This window comes from Methylobacterium tardum (genome assembly GCF_023546765.1).
GTDB lineage: Bacteria > Pseudomonadota > Alphaproteobacteria > Rhizobiales > Beijerinckiaceae > Methylobacterium > Methylobacterium tardum.
Genome location: NZ_CP097484.1, coordinates 4,307,914 through 4,324,046, shown reverse-complemented (window position 1 = coordinate 4,324,046; position 16,133 = coordinate 4,307,914). Strand labels below are relative to the sequence as shown.

Below are 16,133 nucleotides of genomic sequence, written 5' to 3'. Positions count from 1 at the left end.
GGTCAGCCCTCGGCCGTGTCGCGCCTGCGCGCCGTCCTGGCCTCGGCCCGGCATCGGTCGGAGCAGTAGCGGACCTCGTCCCAGACGCGCTCCCACTTCTTGCGCCACGCGAATGGCCGACCGCACTGCGCGCAGACCTTTTCCGGCAGGTCGCCCTTGCGGCGCATCGGCGGCATCGTTCCTCCTTCGGGCCTCGGTCCCGCCGGCACTCACCGGCCGGCCGGCTTCGGGTCCACCGATCTGCGGAGGCGGGCATCCAGGAGGCGCGCCAGGCCCAGCATGAGTGCCAGCCCGCCGAGATTGACGGCGATCTGCAGCGGCCATGTGGCGTCGAAGGTGCGGTAGAGGATGCGGCCGATGAGCGCCGCCGTGCAGCCGGCCGCGAAGACCTCCAGCGAATGCCGGCCGCAGGCATCGATCAGCCGGAATTGGCGCCACCGGCTGACGCGCAGCACGGTGGGAGCGCTGAACAGCAGGTAGCTCAGCGCCAGGATGTTGAGCAGGCGCAAGGGGCCGACATGGCTCTTGTCCGGCGGGTCGATCGCCAGCGGCCGCAGGTCCGGCAGGCCCCAATCGGTCCACGATCCCCCCTGAAACAGCGCGAAGACCAAATAGGCCGCGGCTGCGGCCACGGCCCAGCCCCGCCAGGGCAGCAGGCCGTCATGGGCGCGGACGACGAGGGCCAGGGCAGCCCCGATCACGAACAGGAACTGCCACGCGAACGGGTTGAAATACCACCCGTCATCCGCCGTGGCATTCGGCAGGTTCAGCTGGTGATCGAGGTTGGCGGCGAGCCACAGGGTGCCCGACAGGGCCAGGACACCCCAGACGCCGCGCCGCATCCCGAGATAGATCAGCGGGAACAGCGCCAGCAGCAGGATGTAGAGCGGCAGGATGTCGAGGTAGTTCGGCAGCGCGTTCAGCATGAGGCCGCGCAGCAGGCCCGGCAGGAGCCCCATCTGAAGCAGCGGCGCGACGCCGAAGCGCGGCGTCAGGCCGGTGAGGTCCATCCAGATCCGGACGATCACGAGCGTCGCGAGCAGGAGACCCGCCTGGAACAGGTAGATGCGCAGGCAGCGCCGCAGGATGCGCGCGACCGCCGTCCGGATGCCGGCGCGGCGGAACAGCCCGCCATAGGCGATCATCGAGGAGTAGCCGGCCAGGAGCACGAAGATCTCGGCGGCATCCGAGAAGCCGAAATTGTGCAGCGTGAACAGGGCCGGCGCGTTGCGCGGGATGTGGTCCACGAAGATCGTCAGCAGCGCGAGGCCCCGCACCACGTCGACCCGCGCGTCGCGGATCGGCTTGGCAGGTTTCGGCCCGGCCCTGGGCCGGTCGGCGGCCGCTGGCCGCGCAAGATCCTCGGTGGTTGCCACGCAGCCCGTCATCGCGCCGTTCGCCGGCCGGATCCAGCGATGCCGGCCGCACTGCAACATAGTGCGGTGGCGCGCAGCCGCTGCACGAGACCGCGCCGATCACGCGTCTTTGTTCCGGTATGGACAACAGCCCAGCTGGTCGAGGGTATGGCCTAGGCGGTCGATGCAGCGGGACATCCCGTGAAGCTGAGCCGCGTGATCAACCGCCGAACGCATCCGCTCTCGCATCGCGCCCGCACCCGCTATAGAGGCGGCGGACCGATCCGGCTCGGGTCGTCCATGCTGCCGAGAGGCCGGATCCATGCGCGTCCTCGTCACCGGAGCCGGAGATTACCTCGGCCGCCGCCTGCTCGAAGCGCTGCGGCTGGGGCTGCCGGCCGGCACCCACATCCTCGGCATTGACCGGACGGCACAGCCGCCCCTCGACGGCGTGACCTTCCTCGAGGTCGATCCGTTCGAGGCCGGCACGCTTGCCCGGGCGGTCGCGGCCTTCGATCCGGACATCGTCTTCCATCTCGCGGCCCTGGCCTCGGTGGCGCAATCGAGCGAGACGCCGTCCTATGCTTGGCGGGCGGATCTGCTCGGGACCTTGACCCTCGCCGAGGCGGTCGCGAAGACGCACGCGGTCCTCGTGTTCCTGAGCTCGACCGTGGTCTACGGGGAGGCGTTCCGGGATCGTCCGCGTCCCGACGAGGGCGTGACGCCGCGGCCCGACACCATCTCCGGGCGGACCAAGAACGCGTGCGAGTACATCCTGCGCGACGTGCTGGCCCATGCCGGCGTGAAGCACCTCGTGCTGCGGCCGTCGAACTACATCGGCCCCGGTCAGAGCGAGACCTTCGTGGTGGCCTCCTTCGCGGCCCAGATCGCCCGCATCGAGCGGGGGCTGGCGGCGGCGAGCCTGGACGTGGGCGACCTCTCGGCGGCGCGCGACTTCTTCGACGTCTCCGACTTCACCGCGGCGTGCCTGCGCGTCATCGCGCGGGTCGACGCTCTGCCCGACGGCGCGATCTTCAACGTCGGATCCGGGGTGATCACGTCGGTCGCGGAGATCCTCGACGCGCTCCGGACGATGACCGAGGCGACCTTCACGGTCCGGGCCACGCCCGACCGGGTCCGGCCGCAGGGTGTGCGCAGCGAGGGCTGCGATCCGGCGGCGTTCGCGGCGGCGACCGGATGGCAGCCTGCCGTTCCGCTCACACGCAGCCTTGCGGTGATCCTGGACGAAGCACGAGCACGCCTCGACTGATCACGCCCGGCTGAAGGAGAGGGCGACCCGCTCCCAGACGGCCCTGCGGGCGGGAGCGGGTTCCGGCGGCGCTCAGCGCGAGAAGCGCTTGTACTTGATCTTCTTCGGCATGATCGAATCCGCCCCGAGGCGACGGACCTTGTCGGCCTCGTAGTCGGAGAAGTTGCCCTCGAACCACTCGACGTGGCTGTCGCCCTCGAAGGCGAGGATGTGGGTGGCGATGCGGTTCAGGAACCAGCGATCGTGGCTGATGATCACCGCGCAGCCGGCGTAATCCTCCAGCGCGTCCTCGAGGGCGCGCAGGGTCTCCATGTCGAGGTCGTTGGTCGGCTCGTCGAGGAGCAGCACGTTGGCGCCGCCCTTCAGGGTCCGGGCGAGGTGCACCCGGTTGCGCTCACCGCCCGAGAGGGTGCCGACCTTCTTCTGCTGGTCGGGCCCCTTGAAGGCGAAGGCCGCGCAATAGGCGCGTGAATTGATCTCGCGCTTGTTGAAATAGATGATGTCGTTGCCGCCTGAGACCTCCTGCCAGACCGTGGCGTTCGGATCGAGGGCGTCGCGCGACTGGTCGACGTAGCCGAGCTTGACGGTCTCGCCGATCTCGATCTTGCCGCCGTCCGGCTTCTCCTGGCCGGTGATCATCTTGAACAGGGTGGTCTTGCCGGCGCCGTTGGGGCCGATCACCCCGACGATGCCGCCCGGCGGCAGCTTGAACGACAGATCCTCGATCAGCAGCCGGTCGCCGAACGCCTTGTTGAGATGCTCGAACTCGATGACGTTGTTGCCGAGCCGCTCGTCGATCGGGATGACGATCTGGGCGGCGGCATCGATCTTCTGCGCCTGACGGGCGACCAGCTCCTCGTAGCGGGTGATGCGCGCCTTCGACTTGGACTGGCGCGCCTTCGGCGAGGCGGCAATCCACTCCTGCTCGCGGGCGATGGAGCGCTGCCGGGCCATGTCCTCGCGGCCCTCCTGCTCCAGGCGCTTCTGCTTCTGCACCAGCCACGCCGAGTAGTTGCCCTCGTACGGGATGCCCTTGCCGCGATCGAGCTCCAGGATCCAGCTCGTGACGTTGTCGAGGAAGTAGCGGTCGTGGGTCACGATCAGGATCGCGCCCGGGTACTGGCGGAGATGGCCTTCGAGCCAGTTCACCGTCTCGGCGTCGAGGTGGTTGGTCGGCTCGTCGAGGAGCAGCAGCTCCGGCTCCCACAGGAGCAGGCGGCACAGGGCAATGCGGCGGCGCTCGCCGCCCGAGAGCGTGGCGACCGGCTGCTCGTCGCTCGGGCAGCCCAGGGCCTCCATGGCTTGATCGACCTTCGAATCGAGCTCCCAGAGGCCCAGGGACTCGATCCGGTCCTGGAGCTCGGTCATCTCGTCGGCGGTCTCCTCCGAGTAGTTCATGGCGAGCTCGTTGTAGCGGTCGAGCATCGCCTGCTTCTCGGCCACGCCCTCCATCACGTTCTCGCGGACGCTCTTGGTCGGATCGAGCTGCGGCTCCTGCGGCAGGTAGCCGACCCGCGCGCCCTGGGCGACCCAGCCATCGCCGGTGAAGTCCTTGTCGATGCCCGCCATGATCTTGAGCAGGGTCGACTTGCCGGCGCCGTTGATGCCGAGGACGCCGATCTTGGCGTCCGGGTAGAACGACAGGTTGACGTTATCCAGGACCTTCTTGCCGCCGGTATAGGCCTTGGTCAGGCCCCGCATGTGGTAGATGAATTCGCGAGCCATCGCGGACAGTCCTCGGCGTGGTGTGCGGGAATGCGCAGTGCGTGCCAGCGGCACGGGCCAGGTGCGGGGCGTCTGCACCCGTCCTGTACGCGCGTTCTCCAAGATATAGAATGACGCTGTCCGAGTATCAGCCCCGCCGGGAAGCGGCAAGGTTGCCGCTTCAGGGTTGGTCAGGCGAACGGATTGCGGACCGCTGTCGGCGCCGCGTCGGGCATGTCCGCAACCGCCTCCGGCAGGTCGCCGGCCTCCAGGGCCTTCACGATCGCCGCCAGGGTCTCCCTAAGGCGCACGGCCTGCGCGAGGCCCGCCTTGTCCCGCGTCAGGTCGAGGGAGCCGTGCACGGCGATTCGGTCGGTGCCGTTCTCGAACGACAGGGCACCGACGCTGCGCACGGTGGCGTCGTCGGCGAAGGGCTCGAACCTGTCCTGGACGTCGTCGCCGTGTTCGGGCCGGCTGCCGTGCCTGTCCTGGGCCATGGTCGCTCCCCTCAGAAGATCGAACGCAGGAGATCGTGCACGACCCTGCGCAGCACGCGATACCCCTCGCGCCGGAGCCAGTCCTGCCACGTCTCCTCCCGGCGCGGGCGGTGCTCGTCCGAGCGCGCACTGGCGTGCGGATCGGGCAGGCTCATCGCGGCATTCCGGGCCGCGGCCGGAAGGCCCGGGAACACGTCGATCCCCGAGTCCCGGGTCAGCTTGTCGATCGAGACCGCGCGCCAATCCCTCGAATCGTCGTTGCGCGCGAGGTAGGCGCCGGCCTGTCCGGTTGCCGGATCGTAGAGCGCCTTGAACAGCTGGGTCGGAACCAGCACCCCACCCCGGATCTGCTGCACCGCGTCGCCGGAGAAGATCACGCCGGTGACCACGAAGATCGACCCGCGCCGGCTCGCCAGGCGCCGGACGCTTTCCTCGATGTCGGCCCAGAGGCCGCGGTTCAGCACCCGGTTCTGGGGCACGATGTTGGCGAGGCTGAACGATTCGGCCTGGGCTTGCAGCGTCGGCATGTCGCCCGCCGGCGCCAGATGGCCCCGGTCGAAGCCGCTGCGGACGTAATCCTCCAGCGACGCGCGCTGGTCCTCTGGCAGCCGCGCCTCCTCGTGGAAGGAATCGTCGCGTGCCACCGTCCGCGCGTCGGCGACGCTCGCGCGGGTCAGATGCTCGGCCGCGTAGAGCGGCGTGCGCGCCGTTCCGGAATGGAGCACCGCGAAGGCCTCGAAGCACAGCGGCACGGTCCGCGCGGCGAGCTTGGGATTGGCGAGGACGGGCGCGCGGCCGTCGGCGAACAGCGCCGGACAGGCCTCATCGGCGCGGGCCGGCGCGGCAAGGACGGCCAAAGCCAGGATTGCGGCACAAAACTTCTGGCGCCCCTTCACCAGCATACCCGCACCCGGCGCGGGCCTTCAGGGGTCGGGCGATCCCGCCACGCGCAGGGGCGACCCAGATTGCCGACGAAGGGTCGCGCATCGCGGTCCGGTCCTCCGGGGGCCGCCCGCGTCGGACAATCGCCCAGGAAGTTGCAGAGGAAGTCGAGATTGCCGTCCGGGGGCCGCGGCTCGGCGTAAGCTTGGCCGCTCCCGGTAATCGCGAGCGTGAGCAGGATTGTGCACAGACGAGCCGGGCTCAAAAGCGGACCTCTTGTGGCGGTTAGGGCACGTGAGCGGAAAAAAACGCCGGCCCGACATTGATCGCGCCGCCGATCATCCGTAACTGGCACTATCATGACAGCGACGGACGGGCGGGTTCTAGCATGAACGCGTACCCCCGCGTGCTGGCGTCGCGGTGGCCTCGGGCTCGCGACGGGGCCGTCGCCACACTCGAACGAGCGGATGCGACCATTGGCGATATCACCTGAGCAATCGGCGTTGCTGGATCGTGTCCCGAATCCTGCGGCGTTGCGCGGGCTTCCGGAATCGGAGCTGCAGGCTGTGGCGGACGCGGTGCGCGCCGAGATGATCGACGCGGTGTCGATCACCGGCGGCCATCTCGGCTCGGGGCTGGGCGTCGCCGAACTCACCGTCGCCCTGCACCACGTGTTCGACACCCCCGACGACCGCATCGTCTGGGACGTCGGCCACCAGTGCTACCCGCACAAGATCCTCACCGAGCGCCGCGACCGCATCCGCACGCTGCGCCAGGGCGGCGGCCTGTCGGGCTTCACCAAGCGGAGCGAGAGCGTCTACGACCCCTTCGGCGCCGCCCACTCCTCGACCTCCATCTCGGCCGCGCTGGGCATGGCGGTCGCCCGCGACCTCGACAACGCCACCGCCAAGCAGACGGGCGGCGCGCAGAAGCGCCGCAACGCCATCGCGGTGATCGGCGACGGATCCATGTCGGCCGGCATGGCCTACGAGGCCCTCAACAACGCCGGCGCCCTGCACTCGCGCCTGATCGTCATCCTCAACGACAACGACATGTCGATCGCGCCGCCCGTGGGCGCCATGTCGGCCTACCTCGCCCGCCTGGCGTCCGGCGGCGCCTACCAGTCCCTGCGCGAGACCGCCAAGCAGCTCGGCAAGCTCCTGCCGAAGGCCCTCTACCAGCGCGCCGCCGCGGCCGAGGAATACGCCCGCTCGCTGGTGGTGGGCGGCGGCACCATGTTCGAGGAGATGGGCTTCCACTATGTCGGCCCCGTCGACGGGCACAACCTCGACCACCTGCTGCCGGTGCTCAAGAACGTCCGCGACGCCGAGCACGGCCCGATCCTGCTCCACGTGGTCACCCGCAAGGGCAAGGGCTACGCGCCGGCGGAAGCGTCCGCCGACCGCTACCACGGCGTGGTCAAGTTCGACGTGGTCTCGGGCGTGCAGGCCAAGGCCAAGCCGAACGCGCCGGCCTACACGCGGGTGTTCGGCGAGAGCCTGATCAAGGCGGCGGACGCCGACGACAAGGTGGTGGCGATCACCGCCGCGATGCCGGGCGGCACCGGCATCGACCTGTTCGGCAAGGCGCATCCGGACAAGACCTTCGACGTCGGCATCGCCGAGCAGCACGCGGTGACGTTCGCGGGCGGTCTGGCCACCGAGGGCTACCGGCCGTTCGTGGCGATCTACTCGACCTTCCTGCAGCGGGCCTACGACCAGGTGGTGCACGACGTGGCGCTGCAGAACCTGCCGGTGCGGTTCTGCCTGGACCGGGCGGGCCTGGTCGGCGCGGATGGGGCGACGCATGCCGGCGCGTTCGACCTGGCGTATCTGTGCTGCCTGCCGAACATGACCGTGATGGCGGCGGCCGACGAGGCCGAGCTGGTGCACATGGTGGCCACCGCCCACGCCCATGACTCGGGCCCGATCGCCTTGCGCTACCCGCGCGGCGAGGGTGTCGGTGTCGAGCTTCCGGAGCGGGGCGAGGTGCTGGCGATCGGCAAGGGCCGGGTGGTGCGCCGGGACGCGGAGGCGCGTGTGGCGCTCCTGAGCCTGGGCACGCGTCTGTCGGAGGCGCTGAAGGCGGCCGACGCGCTGTCCGAGCAGGGCGTCGCGGTGACGGTGGCGGATGCGCGCTTTGCCAAGCCGCTGGACGAGGCGCTGATCCTGGAGCTTGCGCGGGAGCACGAGGTTCTGATCACGATCGAGGAGGGCTCGCGGGGCGGGTTCGGCGCGATGGTGCTGCATCTCCTGGCGGAGCGGGGGGCTCTGGATGCGGGGCGGGTCCGGGTGCGGACGATGACGCTGCCGGACAGCTACCAGGACCACGACAGCCCGGAGAAGATGTACGCCGAGGCCGGCCTGGACGCCGCCACCATCGTCAAGACCGCCCTCGACACCCTGCCGGAGCGCAAGGAAGGCCGTTCGCGCCTGCGGCTGGCCTGAAACCCGGCGTTCGCCACGCGGTACGGGCATGCCGCCGCGTCGCTTGCCGCCTCGACGGTTCGATGACACAAGCGCGGCGCGGCTGGGGATCCCCGGCCGCGCTGGTTTTCGGTAACCCTCCAGATCCGTGATGGCAGAGGCCACAACCCCCGGCTCTTCCGAGGTCGGACCCGTGCTGATCACCGGCGCGAGCGGCTTTCTCGGATCCGCCCTGGTCGACGTGTTCCGCCGGGCCGGCTTCCCGGTGCGCATCCTCGTGCGCGCCTCAAGCCCGCGCCGGAACCTCACCTGGACCGACGTGGAGATCGCCGAGGGCGACATGCGCGACCCGGCCGCCGTGGCGGCGGCGATGCACGGCCAGCGCTACCTGATCCACGCCGCGGCCGATTACCGGCTCTGGGCGCCGGACATGGAGGAGATCGTCCGCACCAACCGCGACGGCACGCGCCTGATGATGCGCGCGGCCCTCGAGGCCGGCGTCGAGCGGGTCGTCTACACGTCGAGCGTCGCGACGATCAAACCGCCGGCCGACGGCGTGACGCCCTCCGACGAGACCATGCCGCTGACGCCTGAGACCGCGATCGGCGCCTATAAGCGCAGCAAGGTCGTGGCCGAGCGCGTGGTCGAGGAGATGGTCGCCCGGGACGGGCTGAAGGCGGTGATCGTCAACCCGTCGACGCCGATCGGCCCCCGCGACGTCAAGCCGACGCCGACCGGGCGGATCATCCAAGAGGCGGCGCTCGGCAAGATGCCCGCCTTCGCCGATACCGGGCTCAACCTCGCCCATGTCGACGACGTGGCCCAGGGTCACCTGCTGGCGCTCCGCAACGGGCGGATCGGCGAGCGCTACATCCTTGGCGGCGAGGATGTGTTCCTGTCGCAGATGCTCGCCGATATCGCCGGCATGGTCGGCCGCAAGCCGCCGACCGTGAACCTGCCCCGGGCTGCCGTCTACCCGGTGGCGTTCTTCGCGCAGCTCGCCGCCCGGGTCACCGGCAAGCAGCCCTTCGCGACGATCGACGGGATCCGCATGTCGCGCTACCGGATGTTCTTCTCGGACAGGAAGGCGCGCGCCGAGCTGGGCTACACGGCCCGGCCCTATCGCGAGGGGCTGTCCGACGCGATCACGTGGTTCCGCGAAGCGGGGTACCTCGCATGAGCAGCCTCGATTCCGCCACCGCGACGCGCTCCGGCAAGGGCCACCGCGACGAGAACTTCCCCGTCGCCTCGCACCTGATCCATCCCCGCCACCGGGGTGCGATCCTGGCGTTCTACAACTTCGTCCGCGCCGGCGACGACGTCGCCGACCATGCCGCGCTGTCGCCCGAGCGCAAGATCGAGCTTCTCGATCGCCTGGCCGATTCGCTGACCGGTGCCGGCCCGTCCGACCCGGAGGCGGAGCCGCTGAAGCGCGAGCTCGCCGCGCGGGCGCTGCCGCCGCGCCATGCCCTGGAACTGCTCGACGCGTTCCGCATGGACGCGCGCAAGAACCGCTACGCGAACTGGGACGAGCTGATCCATTACTGCCGCTACTCGGCCATGCCGGTGGGACGCTTCGTCCTCGACATCCACGGCGAGGATCCGGCCCGGGTCTGGGGACCGTCCGACGCGATCTGCGCGGCGCTCCAGATCATCAATCACCTGCAGGATTGCGGCAAGGATTTCGCCGGTCTCGACCGGGTCTACATCCCGCAGGACGCCCTCGACCGCCACGGCGCCAGCGTGGCGATGCTCGGCGAGGCCAAGGCGCCGCCGCAGCTTCGGGCCGTGATCCGCGAGCTGGCGCAGAAATGCCTGGACCTCCTCGACGAGGGCGCGGTCCTGCCGGACCTGATCGACGATCTGCGCCTGTCCCTGGAAATCGCCGCGATCCACCGGCTCGCCGTCGTGCTGGCCACGGGCCTGACCGAGCGCGACCCGCTCTCCGAGAAGGTCCATCACGGCAAGGCCGCCTTCGCCCTGACGGCGCTCGGCGGCGTCGCCGCCACCCTGGCCCGCCGGCCCTTCCGGGGTCGGATCGTCCGGGCCGCCGCTCAAGGAAGCCGTTCGTGAGCGCCACCGCGACCCCCGCGCCCGCCGAGCCGGGCGCCGCCCCGGCGCTCCCGGCCGCCGGCTCCTCCTTCTACACGGCCATGCGCCTGCTGCCGAAGGAGCGGCGGGAGGCGATGTACGCCGTCTACGCCTTCTGCCGCGCCGTCGACGACGTCGCCGACGATGGCGGCACCCGCGCGGTCCGGCAGGTCGAGCTCGACCGCTGGCGCGCCGACATCGACGCGCTCTACGCCGGCCGTCCGGCACCGCGGGTCCGCGACCTCGCCGAGCCCGTGCGCCGCTTCGGCCTGAAGCGCGAGGATTTCCAGGCGGTCATCGACGGCATGGCCATGGATGCCGTGGAAGACATCGTCGCCCCCGACGCCGACACCCTCGACCTCTACTGCGACCGGGTCGCGAGCGCGGTCGGCCGGCTGTCGGTGCGGATCTTCGGCATGCCGGAGGCGGACGGCATCCGGCTGGCTTGGCACCAGGGCCGGGCGCTGCAGCTCACCAACATCCTCCGGGACATCGACGAGGATGCCGAGCGCGGCCGCCTCTACCTGCCCCGCGAGAAGCTCCAGGCGATAGGGCTCAACGAACCGTCCCCGGTCGAGGCGATCAGCCACCCGCGCATCGGCGAGGTCTGCCTCTCCCTCGCGCGCGAGGCCGAGGAGCATTACCAGGCCACCTGGGAGATCATCCGGCGCAGCCCGCGCAAGGCGACCAAGGCCGCGCGCCTGATGGCCGCCGCCTACCACCTGTATCTCAAGGCGGTTCTCGCACGCGGCTGGGCGATGCCCCGCGCCCGGGTCAAGCCCGGCAAGCTGGCGCTCCTCGGCGTCGTCCTCCGGCATGGCCTGATCTGATGGGAACCGTCCACGTCGTCGGCGCCGGCCTGGCCGGCCTGTCCGCCGCTGTCGCGCTGGCCGAGGCCGGCGCCCAGGTCGTGCTGCACGAGGCCGCCAAGCAGGCGGGCGGGCGCTGCCGCTCCTACTACGATCCGGCGCTGGGCCTGACGATCGACAACGGTAACCACCTGCTGCTCTCCGGCAATGCCGACACGCTGGGTCTCCTCAAGACCGTCGGTGCGCCAGCCGACGCCCTCGTCGGCCCGGACGCGGCGGAGTTCGACTTCGCCGACCTGAAGACGGGTGAGCGCTGGCGCCTGCGTCCCAATGCCGGGCGGCTGCCCTGGTGGGTGATGAGCCCGTCGCGCCGCGTGCCCGGAACCCGGGCCCGCGACTACCTCGCCCCGCTCGGGATCCTGCGGGCCGCCTCCGGCAAGCCGGACGGCGCGGGCGGCACGATCGGCGCCCACATGGCTTGCGAGGGCGACCTCTATCGCCGGCTGTGGCATCCGGTGCTGCTCGCCGCGCTCAACACCGAGCCGCGGGACAGCGATGTCGGGCTGGCCGCCCGCATCCTGCGCGAGACCCTCGGTGCGGGGGGCAAGGCGTGCCGTCCCCTGGTGGCGGTGGAGGGCCTGTCTTACGCGTTCGCCGATCCGGCGGTGCGCTACCTCTCGTCCCGCGGTTGCCAGATGCGCCTGGGCCGGCGCCTGCGCGGGCTCGACGTTGCCGACGGCCGCGTCGCGCAGCTCCAGTTCTCGGACGGCGCCGAGGCGATCGGACCGGAGGACGGGATCGTGCTCGCGCTGCCACCCTGGGTGGCCCGCGAGGTGTTGCCCGGTCTCCTCGCCCCGGTGGAATTCCGCTCCATCGTGAACGCGCATTTCGCGCTCGCCCCGAAGCCCGGCAGCCCGCTCGTTCTCGGCGTGGTGAACGCGCTCACAGAGTGGCTTTTCGCCTATCCGGACCGCTATTCGGTGACGATCAGCGGTGCCGACCGGCTGCTCGACGTGCCCCGGGAAGACCTCGCGCGCCAGATCTGGGCCGAGATCGCACACTTGTGCAATCTTGCACCGGAACTGCCCAGCTGGCAGATCGTAAAAGAGAAGCGTGCGACCTTCGCGGCGACGCCGGCGGAAGCCGCGCGGCGCTCGGGGGCCGAAACCGCCTACGACAATCTCGTCCTGGCAGGCGATTGGACAGCCACCGGCCTGCCGTCGGCGATCGAGGGAGCGATTCGCTCGGGCAAGACTGCCGCGCGTGTGCTGCGCGCGGGTTCTGCCATGCGTGCCGGAAGCGGCATGCGCGGCGCAGCTTGAGGCATGCGCGTCCGCCGCGAGGCGGCCGTTCGAGGCGAGGATTATGAGAGAGGCCGTAAGCAAAGTCGAGGCGCTGCAGCGCTCGAAGACGCAGGGGATCTCGCTCGACGATGTCGAGCGCGGCGTGGCGCATGCGACGCGCGCACTGACCGCCCTGGCGCATGACGACGGGCATATCTGCTTCGAGCTCGAGGCGGATGCGACGATCCCGTCCGAGTACGTGCTGTTCCACCATTTCCGCGGCACGCAGGTCGCCGACGGCCTTGAGGCCAAGATCGGCAACTACCTGCGCCGCACGCAAGGCAGGCATGGCGGCTGGGCCCTCGTCCACGAGGGACCGTTCGACATGAGCTGCACGGTCAAGGCGTATTTCGCCCTCAAGATGATCGGCGACGACATTGAGGCGCCGCACATGCGCCGGGCGCGCGAGGGCATCCTGTCCCGCGGTGGCGCCGCCAACGCCAACGTGTTCACCCGCTTCATGCTGGCGCTCTACGGCGAGGTGCCGTGGCGCGCCGTGCCGGTGATGCCGGTCGAGGTGATGTTCCTGCCGAAGTGGTTCCCCTTCCACCTCGACAAGATCAGCTACTGGGCGCGCACCACCGTGGTGCCGCTGTTCGTGCTCCAGGCGACCAAGCCGCGGGCCCGGAACCCGCGCGGGATCAGCGTGCAGGAGCTGTTCGTGACGCCGCCCGAGAGCGTGCGCACCTGGCCGGGCTCCCCGCACGCCACGTGGCCGTGGACGCCGATCTTCGGCTTCATCGACCGGGTGCTGCAGCGGGTCGAGAATCACCTGCCGCGCAAGAGCCGGCAGCGCGCCATGGAGAAGGCCCGCGCCTGGGTCAGCGAGCGCCTGAACGGCGAGGACGGCCTGGGGGCGATCTTCCCCGCCATGGTCAACTCGGTGCTGATGTACGAGGTGATGGGCTACCGCCCCGATCACCCGCAGGTCCGCGTCGCCTGCGACGCCATCGAGAAGCTCGTCGCCGAGAAGGCCGACGAGGCCTACGTCCAGCCCTGCGTCTCGCCGGTCTGGGACACGGCGCTGGCGAGCCATGCTCTTCTGGAGGCCGGCGGTCCCGAGGCCGAGGCCCAGGCCCGCGCCGGCCTCGACTGGCTGAAGCCCCGCCAGGTGCTCGACATCGTCGGCGACTGGGCGGCGCGCAAGCCGAAGGTCCGGCCCGGTGGCTGGGCGTTCCAGTACGCCAACGCCCACTACCCCGATCTCGACGACACCGCCGTCGTGGTGATGGCCATGGACCGGGCCATGCACCAGCACGGCCTCGTCGCCGGCATGCCGGACTACAAGGCCTCCATCACCCGCGCCCGCGAATGGGTCGAGGGGCTGCAGTCCGAGGATGGCGGCTGGGCGGCATTCGACGCCGACAACAACCACATGTACCTCAACCACATCCCGTTCTCGGATCACGGCGCGCTGCTCGATCCGCCGACCGCGGACGTGACCGCCCGCGTGGTCGGGATGCTGGCCCAGCTCGGCGAGACCCGCGAGACCTCCCGGGCGCTCGACCGCGGCGTGAACTACCTCCTCAACGACCAGGAGGAGGACGGCTCCTGGTACGGCCGCTGGGGCATGAACTTCATCTACGGCACGTGGTCGGTGCTCTGCGCCCTCAACGCCGCCGGGGTCGATCCGGCCGATCCGCGGATCCAGCGGGCGGTCTCGTGGCTGATCCGCATCCAGAACCCGGATGGCGGCTGGGGCGAGGACGCCTCTTCGTACAAGATCGATCCGGCCTTCGAGCCCGGCTCGTCCACGGCCTCGCAGACCGCCTGGGCGCTGCTCGCCCTGATGGCCGCGGGCGCCGTCGGCGACCCGGCCGTGACCCGGGGCATCAACTTCCTCACCCGCACGCAGGGCGCGGACGGGTTCTGGAAGGAGGAGCGCTACACCGCCACGGGCTTCCCGCGGGTGTTCTACCTGCGGTATCATGGTTACCCGAAGTTCTTCCCGCTCTGGGCGATGGCGCGCTTCCGCAACCTGAAGCGCGGCAACAGCCGGCGCGTCCAGTTCGGCATGTGACGTGATGGGGCCGGCCCGACGGGTCGGCTCCGCCCGAGCCGGATCGCGGCGCGTTCGACCGTCCTGGTGATCGACCCGCGAGCCCCGGTATCCGAGACGTGGCCCCTTCTGACAGCGATCCCGCGGGACCGGGTGACTCCCGCCCCGTGCCGGATCACCCCTCTGGGCCGCCGCGGCGCTCTCGCCTGCTTGCAGACCTTGCCGGACTGGTCCACCAGCGGACCATGATCGACCCGACCGCACCCGTCCTGGCCGTCACCGGCCTCGCCCGCGAGCGCCGCATGGCGGCCGGGGAGGGGGTGGAGGCCGTGGGGGCCGGCGGCAATCCGCACCGGCTGCGCCAGCTCCTCGATGCCCGCGTGCCGCCCGGCTGCCGGGCCGTGGTGAGCTTCGGGATCGCGGGCGGCCTCGATCCCTCGCTCAAGCCGGGCGACGTGGTGGTCGGCACCGGCGTGGTCGGTGAGGACGGACGGCGCGCCGCCGATCTCGACCTGTCGGCCGTGCTCCTCAACGCCCTGTCGGATGTCGGGCCCCGGGTGATCCCGGCGGATCTCGCCGGCGTCGACACGGCCGTCCTGTCGGTCGACGGCAAGGCCGAGCTTCGCGCCGCGACCGGCGCGGCGGCCGTCGACATGGAATCGCACGTGGCCGCGGCCTTCGCGGGGCGGCACGGCCTGCCCTTCGCGGTCCTGCGGGTGATCTGCGATCCGGCCGGGCAAGCGCTGCCGGCCTTCGCCGCGCAGGCGCTCACGGCGGATGGCGAGCCCGACATCGCCGCGGTGTTCTTCGCCTTCGCCCGCGGCCGGGCGCGTCTGGGAGACCTGATGCGGCTCGCCCGCGACTCGAACGCCGCCTTCGCGGCGCTCGGCCGGTGCCGGGCGCGCCTCGGGCCGGCCCTCGGGATCCCGGCGGCCCAGAGCTGACCGGTCTGGATCGCCGCATTCAGCGTTGCCGTCTCTGCGAGCGGAGCGAAGCAACCCAGGAACGCGCGACGCGCGCTGAGGGCGCGCCGCCCTGGGTCACGTCTCTGCGCTGGTGATGATCGCGAGACAATGAGACCCGGCGGTCCGGCTCAGGCCGGGTCGTCCGTCTCCTCCGGCAGCGGATCGCCGGTCCAGGTCGTGGCGAAGGCGGCGAGTTCCCGGGCCTCCGCGAAGGCCGCCACCGTCACGGCGCGCTCGGCCGGCGCCGCCCCCGGGTAGGGGGCGAGCTGGATCGTCACCCGGGCGAGGCGGCCGCCGGGGGCATTGGCGACGAGCCAGGCCTGCGCGTCCGGCGTGAAGCGCTCCGGCCCGTCAAGGGCCCGCGAGTCGCTCCGCAGCACGATGACGTAGGTGCCGAGGCTCGGATCGGCCTCCTGCACCGCCTTGACGATGTCGATCACGGGCTCTCCGCGAAGTCGTTGATCTGCACCTGGGCCTGCGCCGGGGTGAAGTTCGGGATGTCGGCGAAGATCTCCTCGCCATGGGCGGCCACGGCCTTCTTGAACGCCTCGACCGACTCGAAGGTCAGCAGAGCCATGACCTGGAACGGCGCGGTGCCGCCGTCCGGCGTGCCGGCGCCCTTGACCACCTTCGCCTCGTGGAGGCCGAGCGACGACCAGCGCTCGCGCACCAACGGCATGTGGTGGCCGAGATAGTAGCCCATGTCGAAGCTCGGGCCGGCCGGGTACATCACGCTGACCAGGATCATCGGGTTCATCCTCCCTGTGGAAACGGCCCGGATCTCCCGGGCTC

General features: G+C 70.7%; 15 protein-coding genes. 8 read left to right on the top strand and 7 right to left on the bottom strand.

Going from position 1 to position 16,133, the window contains the following annotated elements; genetic code table 11:
• Nucleotides 1-2 precede the first annotated feature (2 nt).
• Complete coding sequence (locus M6G65_RS20580; protein WP_238199921.1) at nucleotides 3-176, bottom strand: DUF2256 domain-containing protein; 174 nt, start codon at nucleotides 174-176, stop codon at nucleotides 3-5.
• Nucleotides 177-209: 33 nt separating this feature from the next.
• Nucleotides 210-1,376, bottom strand: a complete 1,167-nt coding sequence (locus M6G65_RS20575; RefSeq protein ID WP_250102814.1) for an OpgC family protein — start codon at nucleotides 1,374-1,376, stop codon at nucleotides 210-212.
• Nucleotides 1,377-1,677: 301 nt separating this feature from the next.
• On the opposite strand from M6G65_RS20575, the gene M6G65_RS20570 reads away from it, so the two are divergent.
• The gene (locus M6G65_RS20570; RefSeq protein ID WP_238199925.1) at nucleotides 1,678-2,625 is read left to right on the top strand and encodes an NAD-dependent epimerase/dehydratase family protein; all 948 of its coding nucleotides are present in this window, start codon (nucleotides 1,678-1,680) and stop codon (nucleotides 2,623-2,625) included.
• A gap of 72 nt (nucleotides 2,626-2,697) precedes the next feature.
• On the opposite strand, the gene ettA is transcribed toward M6G65_RS20570, so the two are convergent.
• The 3 genes from ettA to M6G65_RS20555 form a co-directional block, all read right to left on the bottom strand.
• Complete coding sequence (gene ettA, locus M6G65_RS20565) at nucleotides 2,698-4,350, bottom strand: energy-dependent translational throttle protein EttA (protein ID WP_238199927.1); 1,653 nt, start codon at nucleotides 4,348-4,350, stop codon at nucleotides 2,698-2,700.
• 170 nt (nucleotides 4,351-4,520) lie between these two features.
• A complete protein-coding gene (locus M6G65_RS20560; RefSeq protein ID WP_250102813.1) occupies nucleotides 4,521-4,826 on the bottom strand; it encodes a hypothetical protein in 306 nt (101 codons plus the stop codon).
• 11 nt (nucleotides 4,827-4,837) lie between these two features.
• On the bottom strand, nucleotides 4,838-5,728 hold the full coding sequence (locus M6G65_RS20555) for a DNA/RNA non-specific endonuclease (RefSeq protein ID WP_238199930.1): 891 nt from the start codon (nucleotides 5,726-5,728) through the stop codon (nucleotides 4,838-4,840).
• Between the two features lie 447 nt (nucleotides 5,729-6,175).
• Here M6G65_RS20555 and dxs point away from each other — a divergent pair, with 447 nt between their 5' ends.
• The 7 genes from dxs (at nucleotide 6,176) to M6G65_RS20520 (ending at nucleotide 15,320) form a co-directional block, all read left to right on the top strand.
• On the top strand, nucleotides 6,176-8,155 hold the full coding sequence (dxs, locus tag M6G65_RS20550; protein ID WP_250102812.1) for a 1-deoxy-D-xylulose-5-phosphate synthase: 1,980 nt from the start codon (nucleotides 6,176-6,178) through the stop codon (nucleotides 8,153-8,155).
• A 130-nt stretch (nucleotides 8,156-8,285) separates the two neighbouring features.
• On the top strand, nucleotides 8,286-9,314 hold the full coding sequence (hpnA, locus tag M6G65_RS20545) for a hopanoid-associated sugar epimerase (RefSeq protein ID WP_250102811.1): 1,029 nt from the start codon (nucleotides 8,286-8,288) through the stop codon (nucleotides 9,312-9,314).
• Nucleotides 9,311-10,207, top strand: a complete 897-nt coding sequence (gene hpnC / locus M6G65_RS20540) for a squalene synthase HpnC (RefSeq protein ID WP_238196736.1) — start codon at nucleotides 9,311-9,313, stop codon at nucleotides 10,205-10,207. The genes hpnA and hpnC overlap by 4 nt, the downstream gene beginning before the upstream one ends.
• Nucleotides 10,204-11,055: a presqualene diphosphate synthase HpnD gene (hpnD, locus tag M6G65_RS20535; RefSeq protein WP_250102810.1), complete on the top strand. Its 852-nt coding sequence runs from the start codon at nucleotides 10,204-10,206 to the stop codon at nucleotides 11,053-11,055. The genes hpnC and hpnD overlap by 4 nt, the downstream gene beginning before the upstream one ends.
• A complete protein-coding gene (gene hpnE / locus M6G65_RS20530) occupies nucleotides 11,055-12,356 on the top strand; it encodes a hydroxysqualene dehydroxylase HpnE (RefSeq protein ID WP_250102809.1) in 1,302 nt (433 codons plus the stop codon). Before hpnD ends, hpnE begins: the two co-directional genes overlap by 1 nt.
• A 43-nt stretch (nucleotides 12,357-12,399) precedes the next feature.
• On the top strand, nucleotides 12,400-14,397 hold the full coding sequence (gene shc, locus M6G65_RS20525) for a squalene--hopene cyclase (RefSeq protein ID WP_250102808.1): 1,998 nt from the start codon (nucleotides 12,400-12,402) through the stop codon (nucleotides 14,395-14,397).
• 224 nt (nucleotides 14,398-14,621) lie between these two features.
• Nucleotides 14,622-15,320 carry a phosphorylase gene (locus M6G65_RS20520; RefSeq protein ID WP_238196740.1) on the top strand — a complete coding sequence of 233 codons (699 nt, stop codon included), beginning with the start codon at nucleotides 14,622-14,624 and terminating at the stop codon, nucleotides 15,318-15,320.
• Between the two features lie 149 nt (nucleotides 15,321-15,469).
• Here the strand turns inward: M6G65_RS20520 and M6G65_RS20515 are convergent, their stop codons facing one another.
• On the bottom strand, nucleotides 15,470-15,781 hold the full coding sequence (locus M6G65_RS20515) for a hypothetical protein (RefSeq protein WP_238196741.1): 312 nt from the start codon (nucleotides 15,779-15,781) through the stop codon (nucleotides 15,470-15,472).
• Entirely contained in the window at nucleotides 15,778-16,089 is a 312-nt protein-coding gene (locus M6G65_RS20510; protein WP_192707860.1) for an EthD family reductase, read from the bottom strand. The genes M6G65_RS20515 and M6G65_RS20510 overlap by 4 nt, the downstream gene beginning before the upstream one ends.
• Nucleotides 16,090-16,133 lie beyond the last annotated feature (44 nt).